Origin of the sequence: Paraburkholderia sp. RL17-380-BIE-A, assembly GCF_046028085.1 — a bacterium.
GTDB lineage: Bacteria > Pseudomonadota > Gammaproteobacteria > Burkholderiales > Burkholderiaceae > Paraburkholderia.
Genome location: NZ_JARESQ010000021.1, coordinates 50,716 through 64,695 on the forward strand (window position 1 = coordinate 50,716; position 13,980 = coordinate 64,695).

Annotated in this window: 12 protein-coding genes; 9 read left to right on the forward strand and 3 right to left on the reverse strand. The window is 61.8% G+C overall.

Features of this window, described 5'->3' with window-relative positions:
* Positions 1–107 precede the first annotated feature (107 nt).
* Complete coding sequence (locus tag P0D68_RS29170; RefSeq protein ID WP_408301544.1) at positions 108–1,118, reverse strand: GlxA family transcriptional regulator; 1,011 nt, start codon at positions 1,116–1,118, stop codon at positions 108–110.
* Positions 1,119–1,423: 305 nt separating this feature from the next.
* Here P0D68_RS29170 and P0D68_RS29175 point away from each other — a divergent pair, with 305 nt between their 5' ends.
* On the forward strand, positions 1,424–1,774 hold the full coding sequence (locus P0D68_RS29175; protein WP_091804595.1) for a DUF4148 domain-containing protein: 351 nt from the start codon (positions 1,424–1,426) through the stop codon (positions 1,772–1,774).
* 142 nt (positions 1,775–1,916) lie between these two features.
* Entirely contained in the window at positions 1,917–2,702 is a 786-nt protein-coding gene (locus P0D68_RS29180) for an alpha/beta hydrolase (RefSeq protein WP_408301546.1), read from the forward strand.
* A 109-nt stretch (positions 2,703–2,811) separates the two neighbouring features.
* On the opposite strand, the gene P0D68_RS29185 is transcribed toward P0D68_RS29180, so the two are convergent.
* Complete coding sequence (locus P0D68_RS29185; protein ID WP_408301548.1) at positions 2,812–3,201, reverse strand: hypothetical protein; 390 nt, start codon at positions 3,199–3,201, stop codon at positions 2,812–2,814.
* Between the two features lie 430 nt (positions 3,202–3,631).
* Here P0D68_RS29185 and oxlT point away from each other — a divergent pair, with 430 nt between their 5' ends.
* The 7 genes from oxlT (at position 3,632) to P0D68_RS29220 (ending at position 12,682) form a co-directional block, all read left to right on the forward strand.
* Entirely contained in the window at positions 3,632–4,963 is a 1,332-nt protein-coding gene (gene oxlT, locus P0D68_RS29190; protein WP_408183740.1) for an oxalate/formate MFS antiporter, read from the forward strand.
* Between the two features lie 64 nt (positions 4,964–5,027).
* A complete protein-coding gene (gene oxc / locus P0D68_RS29195) occupies positions 5,028–6,770 on the forward strand; it encodes an oxalyl-CoA decarboxylase (protein WP_408301549.1) in 1,743 nt (580 codons plus the stop codon).
* Positions 6,771–6,795: 25 nt separating this feature from the next.
* Complete coding sequence (frc, locus tag P0D68_RS29200) at positions 6,796–8,046, forward strand: formyl-CoA transferase (protein WP_091804609.1); 1,251 nt, start codon at positions 6,796–6,798, stop codon at positions 8,044–8,046.
* A 105-nt stretch (positions 8,047–8,151) separates the two neighbouring features.
* The gene (locus tag P0D68_RS29205) at positions 8,152–8,583 is read left to right on the forward strand and encodes a PAS domain-containing protein (protein WP_091804612.1); all 432 of its coding nucleotides are present in this window, start codon (positions 8,152–8,154) and stop codon (positions 8,581–8,583) included.
* Between the two features lie 169 nt (positions 8,584–8,752).
* The gene (locus P0D68_RS29210) at positions 8,753–9,679 is read left to right on the forward strand and encodes a LysR family transcriptional regulator (protein ID WP_408301550.1); all 927 of its coding nucleotides are present in this window, start codon (positions 8,753–8,755) and stop codon (positions 9,677–9,679) included.
* A gap of 354 nt (positions 9,680–10,033) precedes the next feature.
* Entirely contained in the window at positions 10,034–11,251 is a 1,218-nt protein-coding gene (locus P0D68_RS29215) for a YbfB/YjiJ family MFS transporter (RefSeq protein ID WP_408301551.1), read from the forward strand.
* A gap of 159 nt (positions 11,252–11,410) precedes the next feature.
* The gene (locus tag P0D68_RS29220) at positions 11,411–12,682 is read left to right on the forward strand and encodes an MFS transporter (protein WP_408301553.1); all 1,272 of its coding nucleotides are present in this window, start codon (positions 11,411–11,413) and stop codon (positions 12,680–12,682) included.
* Between the two features lie 18 nt (positions 12,683–12,700).
* Here P0D68_RS29220 and pstS read toward each other — a convergent pair whose 3' ends face one another.
* Positions 12,701–13,735, reverse strand: coding sequence for a phosphate ABC transporter substrate-binding protein PstS (pstS, locus tag P0D68_RS29225; RefSeq protein ID WP_408301673.1), 1,035 nt, complete (start codon positions 13,733–13,735; stop codon positions 12,701–12,703).
* Positions 13,736–13,980: the final 245 nt, after the last annotated feature.

Sequence of the window (13,980 nt, forward strand, 5' to 3'; positions counted from 1 at the left end):
GTGTGAGCGAATGGTAGGAGTTCGGTGGTTTCGAAAGTTTTCTAAAGCGACACTACATTTATTGATTTCGACATCGAGGGTTTACCACGGCGGGGGGCTTTACAGCTTTAGAGTGCGCTCTGGTAGCGCCGGCGGTCCGCCATCGGCGAAATCTGGAACTGCGCCTTGTAGCGCGTCGCGAAGTGCGTCATGGAAGCGAAGCCAGTGCGCGCGCACACTTCTTCGAGCGGCTTGCCGGTGCGATAGAGCAACTGCCGGGCACGCAGCAGCCGAATCTCCAGATACGCCTGAGCCGGTGTCTTGCCGAGCCGCTCACTGAACCAGCGTTCGAGCTGGCGTTGCGAGACGCCCAGATAAGAAGCGACTTCCGCCACGGAGAGTGGCTCTTCCACGTTGCTCTCCATGATTTGCAGCGCCTCGTCGAGCTTGACATGTTCGGCGCCCATGTATTGCCGCAACGACGTACGTTGCCGCTGCTCGTGACTGCGCCGTTCGGCAACCAGCAATTCGAGCACACGCGCAGCAAGTGACCGGCTGCCGGGCGGCATGCCGAGCAGATGCACCATCAGGTCCAGTGGCGCGACGCCGCCGCTGCAGGTATAGCGGTCACGATCCACCTCGTAGAGACGGTTGGAGACGATCAGTTTCGGGAATTGCCCTAGCAATACATCCTGATCTTCCCAGTGAATCGTGCAGCGGTAGCCATTCAGCAAACCCGCACGGGCGAGAAAGTAGCTGCCCGTGTCGAGACCGCCTAACGCCGTGCCGCTGCGTGCGTGCAGACGGAGCCAGTCGAGCACCGCGCCAATGCCTTTGCGTGGAATCGGATTGGGGCCGACCACGAACACGGCGTCGAACGACCCCGAGTCGGCGATCGTTGCATCGGGCAGGACCTTGATGCCGTCGCTGGACTGCGCATAGTCCCCGCCCGTTCCGATCAACTGATAGTCGTAGACTCTGCGCCCAACGATCATGTTCGCGATTCGCAAAGGATCGACTGCGGCGCCGAGCGCGATCAGGGAGAAATTGTCTAGCAGCAGAAATCCATATTTTCTGACGCCAAGGTCATGCAGCCCGTTCGGGTTGGATTCTTCAGACGCGACCACAGTGGCTGGCATAAATGGAATGCGGACGGGACGAACAATGGAAGGCGCTTGATGGTGCAGCCACCATCATAACGGCGTTTCCTTCGACTGCCGCAGAGATCAAAAACCCCAGCCGGACAAGGCCTCGGCGCTTTCTGTCAATCTTGTAATCAAGCGGTGGGCGTCACGTCACCTTCAAAGTCGCAATATGGTGTCCAGACGTTCACGGAAAGCGAGCCCGGAGCGCCTCTCTCCGATGATAGTTCGACATGCAGCCCCAAGTATTCTCGCAAAATTCTCGCCAATTAAACATCGCATTTATTTAGGAGTATCAAATCATGAAGAAAGCTCTTGTTTGTCTCGCCCTCGCCGCAAGCGCCCTGTCCGCACCGATGCTCGCCCTCGCGCAATCAAACGCGCCGGTGACACGCGCCGAAGTTCGCAGCGATCTCGTGAAGATTGAAAAGGCAGGCTACAACCCGGCCGAACGTGATGACGCTACCTATCCGGCCGATATCCAGGCCGCAGAAGCGAAGGTCGTGGCGCAAACCAGCCAGCAACAGGCGACGCAGGGTTATGGCGGTTTGGCGCACAGCGGCAGTTCGTCCTCGGGTTCGCGCTCGTACGCCGCGACGCATACCAACTGCGTCGGTCCGGCCAGCTTCTGTACGCCGTACTTCGGCAGCTGAATGGTGCAGTCTCAGGTCTCTTTCGGGTCTCGTGCCGTCACTGCGCGCACGGGGCCTGACTTGATCCTGATGTGATCTTCGCCATTTGATTTTCACCACCACTCACTCGCTTTAGTCGAAAACGGAGTCTCTCGTGAGATTGATGCCTCTCTTAGCCTCAACCTTGTCATTGTCAGCCGGTCTTCTCGCGTCGAGCGGCGCAATGGCACAAAGCGCCCCGCCCAAAACCGCTGCAATCAAGAATATCGTTCTGGTGCACGGAGCGTGGGTGGACGGATCCGGCTGGAAACCGGTGTACGACATTCTGACCAAAGACGGCTACCACGTCAGCCTGGTGCAGGAACCGCTGACGTCACTTGAAGACGACGTAGCCGCGACGAAGCGCGTTCTCGATTTGCAGAACGGCCCGACCATCCTCGTGGCTCACAGCTATGGCGGCTCTGTCATTACGGAGGCGGGCGTTCATCCGAATGTCGTCGGACTGGTCTATGTCGCCGCGCATGCGCCGAACATTGGCGAAGACGAAGCGGCGCTCGGCAAAGGCATGCCCAGTTACACGTCGCAACAGGCCGGCGCGATCAGGAAAACCGACGATGGCTACACGTACTTGAACCCCGCGGATTTTCCGAAGGACTTCGCCGCCGACCTGCCGCTCAAGACAGCAACATTCGAATCGAATGCTCAGATCCTGACTGCGGCGAAGGTGTTCTCGACCCCGCTGACGGCCGCCGCCTGGACGACCAAGCCGAGTTGGGGCATCGTGGCCGCCGACGACAAGATCATCAATCCCGATCTCGAGCGCTGGTACTACGCGCGAGCGCATAGCCACACGACGGTCATTCCCGGCGCGAGCCATTCAGTGTATGAGTCGCGTCCGAAGGAAGTGGCGGCAGTCATCGAAGACGCCGCACGGCACGCGCACGACTAACGCGCGACAGGGTCGGGAATCCGCACGCAATAGGCGTCCGGACAGCACGTCCGACCGTCCCTCGCTGCCCGCGTCCCGGCAACGAACGCGTGCATGCCGCACTCCGCGCCTATACCCCCGCCAGCGCAGGCAGATCTATCTCGAACGAAACGCTGTCGCGTCGGCCGCTTACCTCATGCGGACGTGTCACCTGCGTCGAACGCGGCGCGTCCTCCATACGTCGTGGCAAAGGCGCTGGATAGCGCGCGCGTTTTTTTCCGAGAATGGCCTGACTCAGAAACTCGGCGCTATAGGCGTTCAGCAAGTGCCCATGGTGCGCTTCGATATACGCGGCGATCTGCGCCTGTTCGCCGTCGATCATAGCCAGCGACGCGAGCGTATGCGCATCCCAGCGGAAGCGCAGGCCGAGTTCGTCGAAGGCGGCGTTGTAAGCGCATAGTTGCGCCTGGATTTCAGCTTCATGCGCGCTGTCGCCAGCGTTAGATTGGGCGGGATTCACGGTCTTCTCCTTCAGGCAGGTAGCAGGACGAAGAGTAGAAGCACGCACGAATAAACAACAGTTAAAGTTATTTCGAAAAACAATAACCTATTGTTTATATTTTGGTTTACCCCAACCCGCAAAAAGCGATCGAAATCCGTCCGTCCGCAGAGGGATTCCCACCCCAGATCGCCCTATGGATAAGGGCTGCGCCCCATCCATTACGAATACCTAATGCAAACCATAAAATGTTTTAACTTTCCCTTATTCCTGTTCTCGCGCAGCATCTTCTCAGACGTGCTGCACCTACGGTTAGGGTTTTCATTGGTGCAGTTCCTTCTGGCCGACCATTGGCGCTTCACTGCCTGACAACCAACCGGCGGCGAAGCGATTCGATCATGTAAGTCCAGCGTGCCGCTCGAGCGCGACGGAAGAGACAGGAGACGGAGACATGGGACATTCCGACGTATCGGACAGAGGCCGTACCGCGTTCACACATCACCGCTGGGTGCAACTCGCCATCGGCATTGTCTGCATGGGGCTCGTCGCGAATCTGCAGTATGCGTGGACGCTGTTCGTCGTGCCGATGGACAACGCCCACCATTGGGGACAAGCGGCGATCCAGAGCGCGTTCACGATCTTCATCGTTACCGAAACCTGGCTCGTGCCAGTCGAAGGCTGGCTCGTCGACAAGTTCGGGCCGCGCCCGGTTGTGATCGGCGGTTCGGTATGCGCGGCGCTCGGCTGGATCATCGACGCACATGCCAGCAGTCTGACCGCGCTGTACGTTGCAGCGGTCATTGCCGGCATCGGCGCGGGCTGCGTGTACGGCACGTGCGTCGGCACGGCGCTCAAATGGTTTCCGGACAAACGCGGTCTCGCGGCAGGCTTGACCGCGGCGGGTTTCGGCGCAGGCGCGGCAGTCACCGTGATTCCAATCGCCGACATGATCCAGCGTTCGGGCTACGAGCACACGTTCATGTTCTTCGGCATTTTCCAGGGTGTTTGCATCCTGTTGCTCGCCACCATGCTGATTCGGCCGAAGCCGCCCGCGACCGCGGTCGTCGCCAGGCGCGTGGTGGCAAGCAAGATCGACTACACACCTGGCGAAATGATCCGCTCGCCGCTCTTCTGGGTGCTGTATCTGATGTTCGTGTTCGTCGCCGCTGGCGGCATCATCGCGACCGCGCAGCTCGGGCCGATTGCGAAAGAATTCGGCTTTGCCAAGCTGCCGGTGAGTCTCATGGGCATCACGCTGCCGCTGCTCACCATGACGCTCTCGATCGACAACCTCTGCAACGGCTTCACCCGTCCCCTGTGCGGCTTTCTGTCTGACCGCATAGGCCGCGAGAACACGATGTTCATGATCTTTCTCGGCGAAGGGGTCGCGTTGCTGGGATTGATGCAGTTCGGCCATAACCCCTACGCATTCATGTTCTTCGCAGCCGCCGTGTTCCTGTGCTGGGGCGAGATCTTCTCGATCTTCCCCGCCACCTGCGCCGACACGTTCGGCAGCAAATACGCCGCCGCCAACGCCGGGACGCTTTATACCGCGAAAGGCACCGCTTCGATGCTGGTGCCGATTGCCTCGGTGTTGTCGGCGAACGGCGGGTGGAGCACGGTGTTCATCTCAGCTGCCGTGGTGTCGATCGCGGCAGCCGTGTCCGCCAAGTTCGTCCTCGCCCCCATGAGAAAGCGCTGGATCGAAAACTCGGGTGCGCGAGCCGGCGTGGTCATCGCCGAAGCGCGGCTGCAGCCGTCGTCCGGCGGCTCCCCCGAATAACCGACACCGTGAGCATCCAGCTCGCGACACACCCCACAACGCCCCGCCAACAAGGAGAGATGTCATGGCAGAAGCCGACCAGCCCACAACAGACGAAACGTTGAAACAACAGGCGACCGAAACGACCGACGGATTCCATCTCGTCATCGATGCGCTGAAACTGAACGACATCGACACGATCTTCGGCCTGGTCGGCATTCCGATCACCGACCTGGCGCGGCTAGCACAAGCGGAAGGAATGCGTTTCATCGGCTTTCGCCATGAACAGCACGCGGGCAACGCGGCGGCTATTTCCGGCTATATGACGCAGAAGCCGGGGATTTGCCTGACGGTCTCGGCGCCGGGCTTTCTGAACGGCCTGACCGCGCTTGCCAACGCGACCACCAACTGCTTCCCGATGATCCTGATCAGCGGCTCCAGTGAACGCGAAATTGTCGACTTGCAGCAAGGCGATTACGAAGAAATGGATCAGTTGAACGCGGCCAAGCCTTATGCGAAGGCCGCTTATCGCGTGCTGCACGCGGAGGATATCGGCATCGGCGTAGCGCGGGCGATTCGAGCCGCCGTGTCAGGACGACCCGGCGGTGTGTATCTGGACTTGCCCGCCAAGTTGCTCGCACAAACACTGGATGCCGTGAAGGCGCAGCAGTCGCTGGTACGAGTGGTCGACGCGGCGCCGCGCCAGTTGCCGGCACCGGAGTCGGTCAAGCGCGCAATCGATGTCCTCAAGAGCGCCAAACGGCCGCTGATTCTGCTCGGCAAGGGCGCCGCATACGCCCAGGCTGACGCGGAGATTCGCGCGTTCGTGGAAGAAAGCGGCATTCCGTATCTGCCGATGTCGATGGCCAAAGGCCTGTTGCCGGACACGCACGAGCAGTCCGCCTCGGCGGCGCGATCGTTCGTGCTGCAGGAAGCCGACGTCGTCGTGTTGATCGGCGCGCGTCTGAACTGGCTGCTGTCGCATGGCAAGGGAAAAACGTGGGGCGCGGCACCGAAGAAGTTCGTTCAGGTGGATATCTCGCCGACCGAAATCGACAGCAACGTGGCGATTGCCGCGCCGGTGATCGGCGATATCGGTTCGTGCGTGGCGGCGCTGCGCGCCGGTATCGCTGCGGGTTTCACGAAGCCGGCCACGGAGTGGACCGGTGCAATCGCGGAGCGCAAGAACAAGAATCTCGCCAAGATGGCCGCGACGCTCGACAAGAACCCGTCGCCGATGAATTTCCACAGCGCGTTGCGCGCGATCCGCGATGTGCTGAAAACACGCCCTGACATCAACGTCGTGAATGAAGGCGCGAACACGCTCGACTACGCGCGCAGCATCATCGACATGTATGAACCGCGCAAACGCTTCGATTCGGGCACGTGGGGAATCATGGGTATCGGCATGGGCTTCGCGATCGGCGCGGCGGTCACGAGCGGTAAACCCGTCGTCGCGATCGAAGGCGACAGCGCATTCGGCTTCAGCGGCATGGAGCTCGAAACCATCTGCCGTTACGAGTTGCCGGTCTGCACGATCGTATTCAACAACAACGGCGTGTATCGCGGCACGGACGTGAACCCGACCGGCGGCAAGGATGTCGCGCCGACCGTGTTCGTGAAGAACGCGCGCTACGACAAGATGATCGAGGCATTCGGCGGCATCGGCTATCACGCCACCACACCGGAAGAACTGACGAAGGCACTGCTCGAATCGATCGCCTCAGGCAAACCGAGCCTGATCAACGCCGTCATCGACGAAGCGGCCGGCACCGAAAGCGGTCGACTGACCAATCTGAATCCGCAAAGCGCGGCAATGAAAAAGTAATCTGGGCAACCACGGAGATTTCAACATGACCAAACCTCTCGAAGGCATCAGGATCATCGACTTCACCCATGTTCAAGCCGGTCCCGCCTGCACCCAGTTGCTCGCCTGGTTCGGCGCGGACGTCATCAAGGTGGAACGGCCGGGTTCGGGCGACGTGACGCGCAATCAGTTGCGCGACATTCCCGACGCCGACGCGTTGTACTTCACGATGCTCAACAGCAACAAGAAGTCGCTGACGTTGGACACAAAGAAGCCCGAAGGCAAGGAAGTCCTCGAAAAGTTGATCCGCGAGTCCGACGTGCTGGTGGAGAACTTCGGCCCGGGCGCGCTGGACCGGATGGGCTTTTCGTGGGAACGCCTGAACGAACTCAATCCGAAGATGATCGTCGCCTCGGTGAAGGGCTTCAGCGACGGTCACCACTACGACGACCTGAAAGTCTACGAGAACGTGGCGCAATGCGCGGGCGGCGCGGCCTCCACCACCGGCTTCTGGGACGGTCCGCCGACCATCAGCGCGGCCGCGCTCGGTGACAGCAATACCGGCATGCATCTGGCCATTGGCATTCTGACCGCACTTCTCGGCCGCGACAAAACGGGCAAAGGCCAGAAGGTCGCCGTGTCGATGCAGGATAGCGTGCTGAATCTGTGCCGCGTGAAGCTGCGCGACCAGCAGCGGCTGGAGCGCGTCGGCTATCTCGAGGAGTACCCGCAATATCCGCACGGCGAATTCAGCGACGTGGTGCCGCGCGGCGGCAATGCGGGCGGCGGCGGCCAGCCGGGTTGGGTGCTCAAGTGCAAAGGCTGGGAAACGGATCCGAATGCGTACATCTACTTCACGATTCAGGGCCACGCGTGGGAGCCGATCTGCAAGGCGCTCGGCAAGCCCGAGTGGATCGATGACCCGGCCTACAAGACCGCGGAAGCACGTCAACCGCATATCTTCGATATCTTCCAGACCATCGAAGCCTGGCTCGCCGACAAAACCAAATTCGAGGCGGTCGACATCTTGCGCAAGTTCGACATTCCGTGCGCGCCAGTGCTGACCATGAAGGAACTGGCCAACGACCCGTCGTTGCGCGCGAGCGGCACGATCGTCGAAGTGCCGCACAAGAAACGCGGCACGTATCTGACTGTCGGCAGCCCGATCAAGTTTTCGGATCTGAAGCCGGAAGTCACCGCGTCGCCGCTGCTCGGCGAACACACCGAGGAAGTGTTGGCGAGCCTCGGCTACAGCCAGCAGCAAATCTTCAACCTGCGCGAAGTCAAAGCGGTTTGATGGTGCTACGCTAGCCCGGCCATCGGCTCGGGCTTGCGGATACGGCGTCGCTGGCGACGCCGTATCCCATTCAGGCATCCGTGTTTTCACAATCGGGGGGGCGTCATGCAACATGCCATCGACTTCGAGCAACTTGCCAACGCAATCGGCGACGCGATCGTTATTTCGGATGCTCAAGGCAGCATCACATTCTGGAACCCCGCGGCCGAACGCATGTTCGGGTTTGCGCCAGGCGAAGCGCTCGGCAAGTCGCTCGACCTGATCATTCCGGAACGGTTGCGCGGCCGTCATTGGGACGGCTATCACAAGACCATGGCAACGGGCGAAACCCGCTATGGCAACGACGTGCTGCGTGTGCCCGCGGTGCACAAGGACGGGCGGTCCATGTCGATTGCCTTTACGGTCGCGTTGCTGCATTCGCCGCAACACGAGCTCACCGGCATTGTCGCGGTGATCCGTGACGAAACCAGCCGCTTTCAGGAGGATCGTCTGCTGCGCAAGCGGCTCGCGGAACTGGAGGCGTCCGCCGGCGCATGAGCACGCGCATTGGCACACGCACACAAGCATAATCCGATACCCACAGACCCACTGAAGGCCGGCGCGAGCCGCATCACCTGCGCCGGCTTCAAACCGTTCTCGCCGCTGCCCGTGTCCACGCTGTAAACTCTGCCGAATCCCGCTCTCAATCACGCCCGGATCAGGCAACATGGACCGCATCGACGCAATGAAGGTGTTCGTCGCCACGCTCGACGAAGGGAGCCTGGTCGGCGCGAGCCGTCGACTCGGCCGCTCACCTGCGGCGGTGAGCCGGGCTATCGCGTTCCTCGAAGAACATGTCGGAACGGCTCTGCTGCATCGCACGACGCGGACGATCAGACTGAGCGAAGCCGGCGAACGATACGCCGCCGCTTGCCGCCGCATTCTCACCGACCTGGAAGAAGCCGATCTGCTGATCGCCGGCGAGCGCTCCGCACCGCGCGGGCTGCTCACGATCACCGCACCGGTGGCGGCCGGTCAGGACATGCTGCGGGCGATCATCGACGATTTCATCGATCGCTATCCGGCCGTCTCGGTCCGGCTGGATATGCTCGACCGCCCAGTGAGCCTGATCGACGAAGGAATGGACGTGGCGCTGCGCATCGCTCACCTGCCCGATTCGACGCTCGTGGCGATCCCGGTGGGCGAAACGCGGCGGGTCGTCACGGCGTCGCCTCGCTACCTGGCCAAGCACCCGCCGATCGTCGAACCCGCCGATCTTGCCCGGCATCAAATCATCTCCATGACCCACTTCGGCCTGGATTCATGGAGCTTTCCGCCGCCGAATGGCTCGACGATTCCACGTGTCGTGCAGTTCACTCCGCGCTTTATCGTCAACAGTATTCAGGCGGCCGTGGCTTCGGCCGTCGCGGGACATGGCGTCACCCGCATGTTTTCCTATCACGTCGCCGAGCAGGTCAAGGAAGGATCGCTCGAGATCGTCCTGAGCGACAACGAACCCGCCCCGCTACCAGTCCACCTGTTGACGCCGCAAGGGCGTCTCGCGGTTCCCAAGGTGCGAGAATTCGTCGATTTCGCGGCGCCGCGCCTGCGCCGCCACTTCACGCAACCCCAGCGGACTACGAAGCGCAATTGAATCGACTCGCGGAAGAATGTCTGCCGGTCTACGTGGATTCTCTCTGCAATCGGTTCAATCTAGACTGTGTTCATCGAGATTGCACAGCTCATGCCTTCGGGCCGTACCGGCGAATTCACTGACACGCCCTTCCCCTCACCCGACTCGAACCGGCATTCCTCGTAACGGGCATCAGCCCACGCATAGACGGCGGCAACGGCGTCGACGCCCAAGGCACTGCATGTCACGTTGCAACTCATTGTGGATTTGATTTGCGATCCTCATGAAATGCATGGCGAGCTGTGAGTTTCGCGCTTATCGCGTCGCGGCCGCCCGGCGGCCGGGTCGGCGCGTAACGGAACAGTGGAGGCAGTCATGCAACGAGCAGTCGCCAATGGATCGATCGCGCCCGCATTCAATGTCTGGCGCGGCACGCTGGCGGGAGCCAGCGCGAGCCTTGTCGGGATAGGCCTCGCGCGTTTCGCCTATACCCCGTTATTGCCGGCTATCGTCAGCGCGCACTGGTTTCCGGCGTCGACTGCAGCCTATCTCGGCGCAGCCAATCTCGGCGGCTATCTGGCCGGCGCGCTCGCAGGCGGCTGGCTGGCGCGGCGATTCGACGCCGCGTCCGTGCTGCGCGCGATGATGCTGCTCGCGACCGTTGCGTTCGTCGCCTGCGCCTTTCCGGTTTCCTTTCTCTGGTTCTTCGTCTGGCGCTTCGCATCCGGCTTGTCGGGCGGTGCACTGATGGTGCTGGCCGCGCCGACGATCCTCGCCCATGTGAACCCATCGCGCAGAGGCTTTGCAAGCGGCGCGATTTTCAGCGGTATCGGTTTGGGTATCGCGGCGTCCGGGACAATCGTGCCGCTCCTGCTGCGTCAAGGTCTGACCCAAACGTGGCTGGGTCTCGCCGCGCTCTCTCTGGCGCTGACAGCCGTCGCATGGAACGGTTGGCCCGGGCGGGCCGAACCCGCCGTGCAGCACGCGGCGCCTCACGCCGGCCACGGCCGCGCCTATCCGGCGGCCTCGATGCGCGCGCTGTACGCCGAGTATGCGTTGAATGCCGCGGGCCTCGTCCCGCACATGATCTTTCTCGTGGATTTCGTGGCGCGCGGTCTTGGCAAGGGTCTCGATGCCGGCGCGCAATACTGGGTGCTGTTCGGACTGGGAGCGATCGCAGGCCCTCTGCTGACCGGTCACCTGGCCGACCGTGCCGGGTTCGGTCCTGCGCTGCGCGCGGCCTATGTCCTGCAGATCGCCGCAGTCGCGTTGCCGGCTGTCGTACCGGGACCCGTCGCGCTGATCGTGTCGAGCGTCGTGGTCGGCGCGTTCGTGCCGGGCATCGTGCCGCTCGTGCTCGGCCGGGTCAATGAATTGCTCGCGCACCATCCCGCTGCTCAAAAAGGCGCGTGGAGCGCGGCGACCACCAGTTTCGCGGTATTGCAGGCAGTCGCGGCGTATGGCCTGTCATTTCTGTTCGCGCACGACGGTGGCAATTACGCGAGCTTATTCCTGATCGGCGCGACCTCGTTGGCGCTTGCGTTGGTGGTCGATCTGTTCACGGCGCTTCGCGGCGCTCCGAAGCAGCAATAGCGTTGGCGTCACCCCGTTTTCAGCCGACGGCATCCCTCACTCGAACTGGGAGAACCCCATGATCCCGACACACGGTCCCCGCAAGGACTGCGCACCCGTGAACGAACTCGCCGAAGCAGAGGCTCGGCTGTACGCACATTCGGTGTTGGAGAAGACGATATGAGCGCGCGTCCCAATCTCGCTTTGGAGGCCGCTCCGGATATGCGCGGCCTCGACTATTCGGCGCGACACGAGCGTTACTGGCGCCGTAATCTGGCCGTGTGCGTGTTCGGCTCATTCACCACGCTCGTCAGCCTGAGCATGCTGCTGCCGTTTTTGCCCATTTACGTCCAGCAACTCGGCGTGCAGTCGCAGTCCGCCGTCATTCAATGGTCGGGAATCGCGTTCGGCGCCACGTTTCTCGGTACGGCCGTCACCGCGCCCTTGTGGGGACGCCTCGCCGATCGCTATGGCCGCAAGCCGATGCTGGTGCGCGCGGCCGTCGGCATGGCGGTGGTGATGTCGTTGATCGGCATCGCGCACAACGTGCACGAACTCGTCGGCCTGCGCTTGCTGGCTGGACTCGTGGGCGGCTATTCGTCGGCTTCGACGGTAATGGTTGGCACGCAGGCTCCGAAAGCGCGCGCCGGTTGGGCGCTGGGCGTGCTCTCGACCGGTGCGCTCGCCGGCAATCTGATCGGGCCGCTCGTCGGCGGTTTTCTGCCGGGATGGCTCGGCATTCGCGGCACGTTCTTCGCAGGCGGCGCCATGATCGCGGTGGCCGCTTTGCTGACGATTTTCGTCGTCAAGGAAGATTTCGACCGGGCCACGCATTCCAGCCGGCGCCCCGCGGGACATGCGCCGGCGAGCACGCATCGCAACGACTATCCAGTGGTCGCCGCATTGCTGGTCACGGCGATGATGGTGCTGCTCGCCAACATGTCGATCGAGCCGGTCATCACGGTCTATGTCGGCAGTCTCGGCGTGCCGTCGCTTCATCTCGCCCGCGTGGCGGGTGTCGTGATGGCCTGTTCGGCTTTCGGCAGCATGCTGACGGCCGCGCGCCTCGGCGCGTTGGCCGATCGGATCGGCAGCTGGAACGTGATCGTCGCTTGCCTGGTGCTGACCGGTCTCCTGATGGTTCCGCAAGCGTTCGTTCACGCGTGGTGGCAACTGGCCGGATTGCGCGCGCTGATGGGCATGACGTTAGCCGGCCTCCTGCCTGCGATTGCGAAACTGGCGCGCCACGCAGTGGAAGAGCACAAGACCGGTCAGATGCTCGGTTATCTGCAGTCGGCGCAATTCAGCGGACAGGTGGTCGGTCCGATCATCGGCGGCGCGATCGCTGTTCATCTCGGGCTGCATGCCGTGTTCTTCGTGACCGGTTCGTTGCTGGTGGCGTGCGCCGCGCTCGCGCACTGGGCGCGTACCCGTCAGCGCGCGGTGCTTTGATCGGGGCGATCGCTCACCTCATTGACCTGCGACGGCTCCGCCCGACGGATTCCTCACCTTTGCGTGCAACTGCGCGCGAACCTCGTTCCCCACCGCCGGCGGCAACGGGATATAGTCCAGGTCCTCCGCGGCCTGGTCGCCGTTGGTTAGCGCCCAGTCCAGGAATTTCAGCGTTGCCTCACTGCGTTCCGGTTTGTTCAGCGTGCCATGTAGCAACACATACGTCGCGCCGACGACAGGCCACGCGTTCGCGCCCGGTTCATTGGTCAGCATTGGAACGAGAGATCTGGACCAGTCCGCGCTCGCGGCAGCGGCCTTGAATGTCTCGGGTCCCGGCTGAACCACGGTACCCGCGGCATTTTCCATGGCCGTGTACGACATATGATTCTGCTTCGTAAAATCCCATGCAACGTAGCCGATTGCGCCTGGCAGATGTTGCACGAAAGTGGCGACCCCTTCATTGCCTCTTCCGCCTATGCCGCGCGGCCAGCGCACTGAACTTCCCTCACCGACCCTGCTCTTCCACTCGGGGTTGACCTGCGCCAGATAATGCGTCCAGATCAGTGAGGTCCCGGAACCGTCGAGGCGACGCACAACGGCGATTGGCGCGTCAGGCAGCTTGAGCCCGGGATTGATGGCAGCAATGGCTGGAGCATTCCAACTGATGATTTTGCCGAGATAGATATCCCCAAGCACACGCCCCGAGAGAACCAGCTCACCGGGCTTGATACCCGGCAGATTGACGACCGGCACGACACCGCCGATCACCATGGGAAACTGGAGCAGGTCATTCCTGGCAAGCTCGTCGTCGTTGAGCGGCGCATCCGATCCGGCGAAATCCACCTGACTCTCCATGATTTCCTTCACCCCTTCGGTCGAGCCGACACCGCGATAGCTCACCGTGCCGCCGCCTGCCCGCTGGTATGCGCTGGCCCATTTCGTATAGATGGGTGCGGCGAAGGTACTGCCAGCGCCGGTGATGTCAGCGCTGTGCGCTGTGACCGACAAGAACGCGCCGATCACACCGGTCAACAGTGTTTGTGTATAACTCACGAAAGACCTCACTTTAGGTTTGTTGTTGAGGCTCATGAAGTGAAGCTCGCCGAGTAACGAAACCAGTTCTCCCCATTACAGGATGCTGAAGGTCGGGAGGCAAATTGAATCGCTCTATCACAGCCGCATTGCTTCCATCGCGATGCCGGCATGGTTTTGAAAATTGATACGCTGTAGGATTGAAATCGCAGTTTGCAAACCGCCTGACCCGCGCCACCTTACGTTCACCTCACTACCGTCCGCTT

Bases quoted from the DNA above. Each gene is read 5' to 3' on its own strand.
- P0D68_RS29170 (WP_408301544.1), bottom strand. From the start codon at position 1,118: ATGCCAGCCACTGTGGTCGCGTCTGAAGAATCCAACCCGAACGGGCTG.
- P0D68_RS29175 (WP_091804595.1), top strand. From the start codon at position 1,424: ATGAAGAAAGCTCTTGTTTGTCTCGCCCTCGCCGCAAGCGCCCTGTCC.
- P0D68_RS29180 (WP_408301546.1), top strand. From the start codon at position 1,917: ATGCCTCTCTTAGCCTCAACCTTGTCATTGTCAGCCGGTCTTCTCGCG.
- oxlT (WP_408183740.1), top strand. From the start codon at position 3,632: ATGGGACATTCCGACGTATCGGACAGAGGCCGTACCGCGTTCACACAT.
- oxc (WP_408301549.1), top strand. From the start codon at position 5,028: ATGGCAGAAGCCGACCAGCCCACAACAGACGAAACGTTGAAACAACAG.
- frc (WP_091804609.1), top strand. From the start codon at position 6,796: ATGACCAAACCTCTCGAAGGCATCAGGATCATCGACTTCACCCATGTT.
- P0D68_RS29205 (WP_091804612.1), top strand. From the start codon at position 8,152: ATGCAACATGCCATCGACTTCGAGCAACTTGCCAACGCAATCGGCGAC.
- P0D68_RS29210 (WP_408301550.1), top strand. From the start codon at position 8,753: ATGGACCGCATCGACGCAATGAAGGTGTTCGTCGCCACGCTCGACGAA.
- P0D68_RS29215 (WP_408301551.1), top strand. From the start codon at position 10,034: ATGCAACGAGCAGTCGCCAATGGATCGATCGCGCCCGCATTCAATGTC.
- P0D68_RS29220 (WP_408301553.1), top strand. From the start codon at position 11,411: ATGAGCGCGCGTCCCAATCTCGCTTTGGAGGCCGCTCCGGATATGCGC.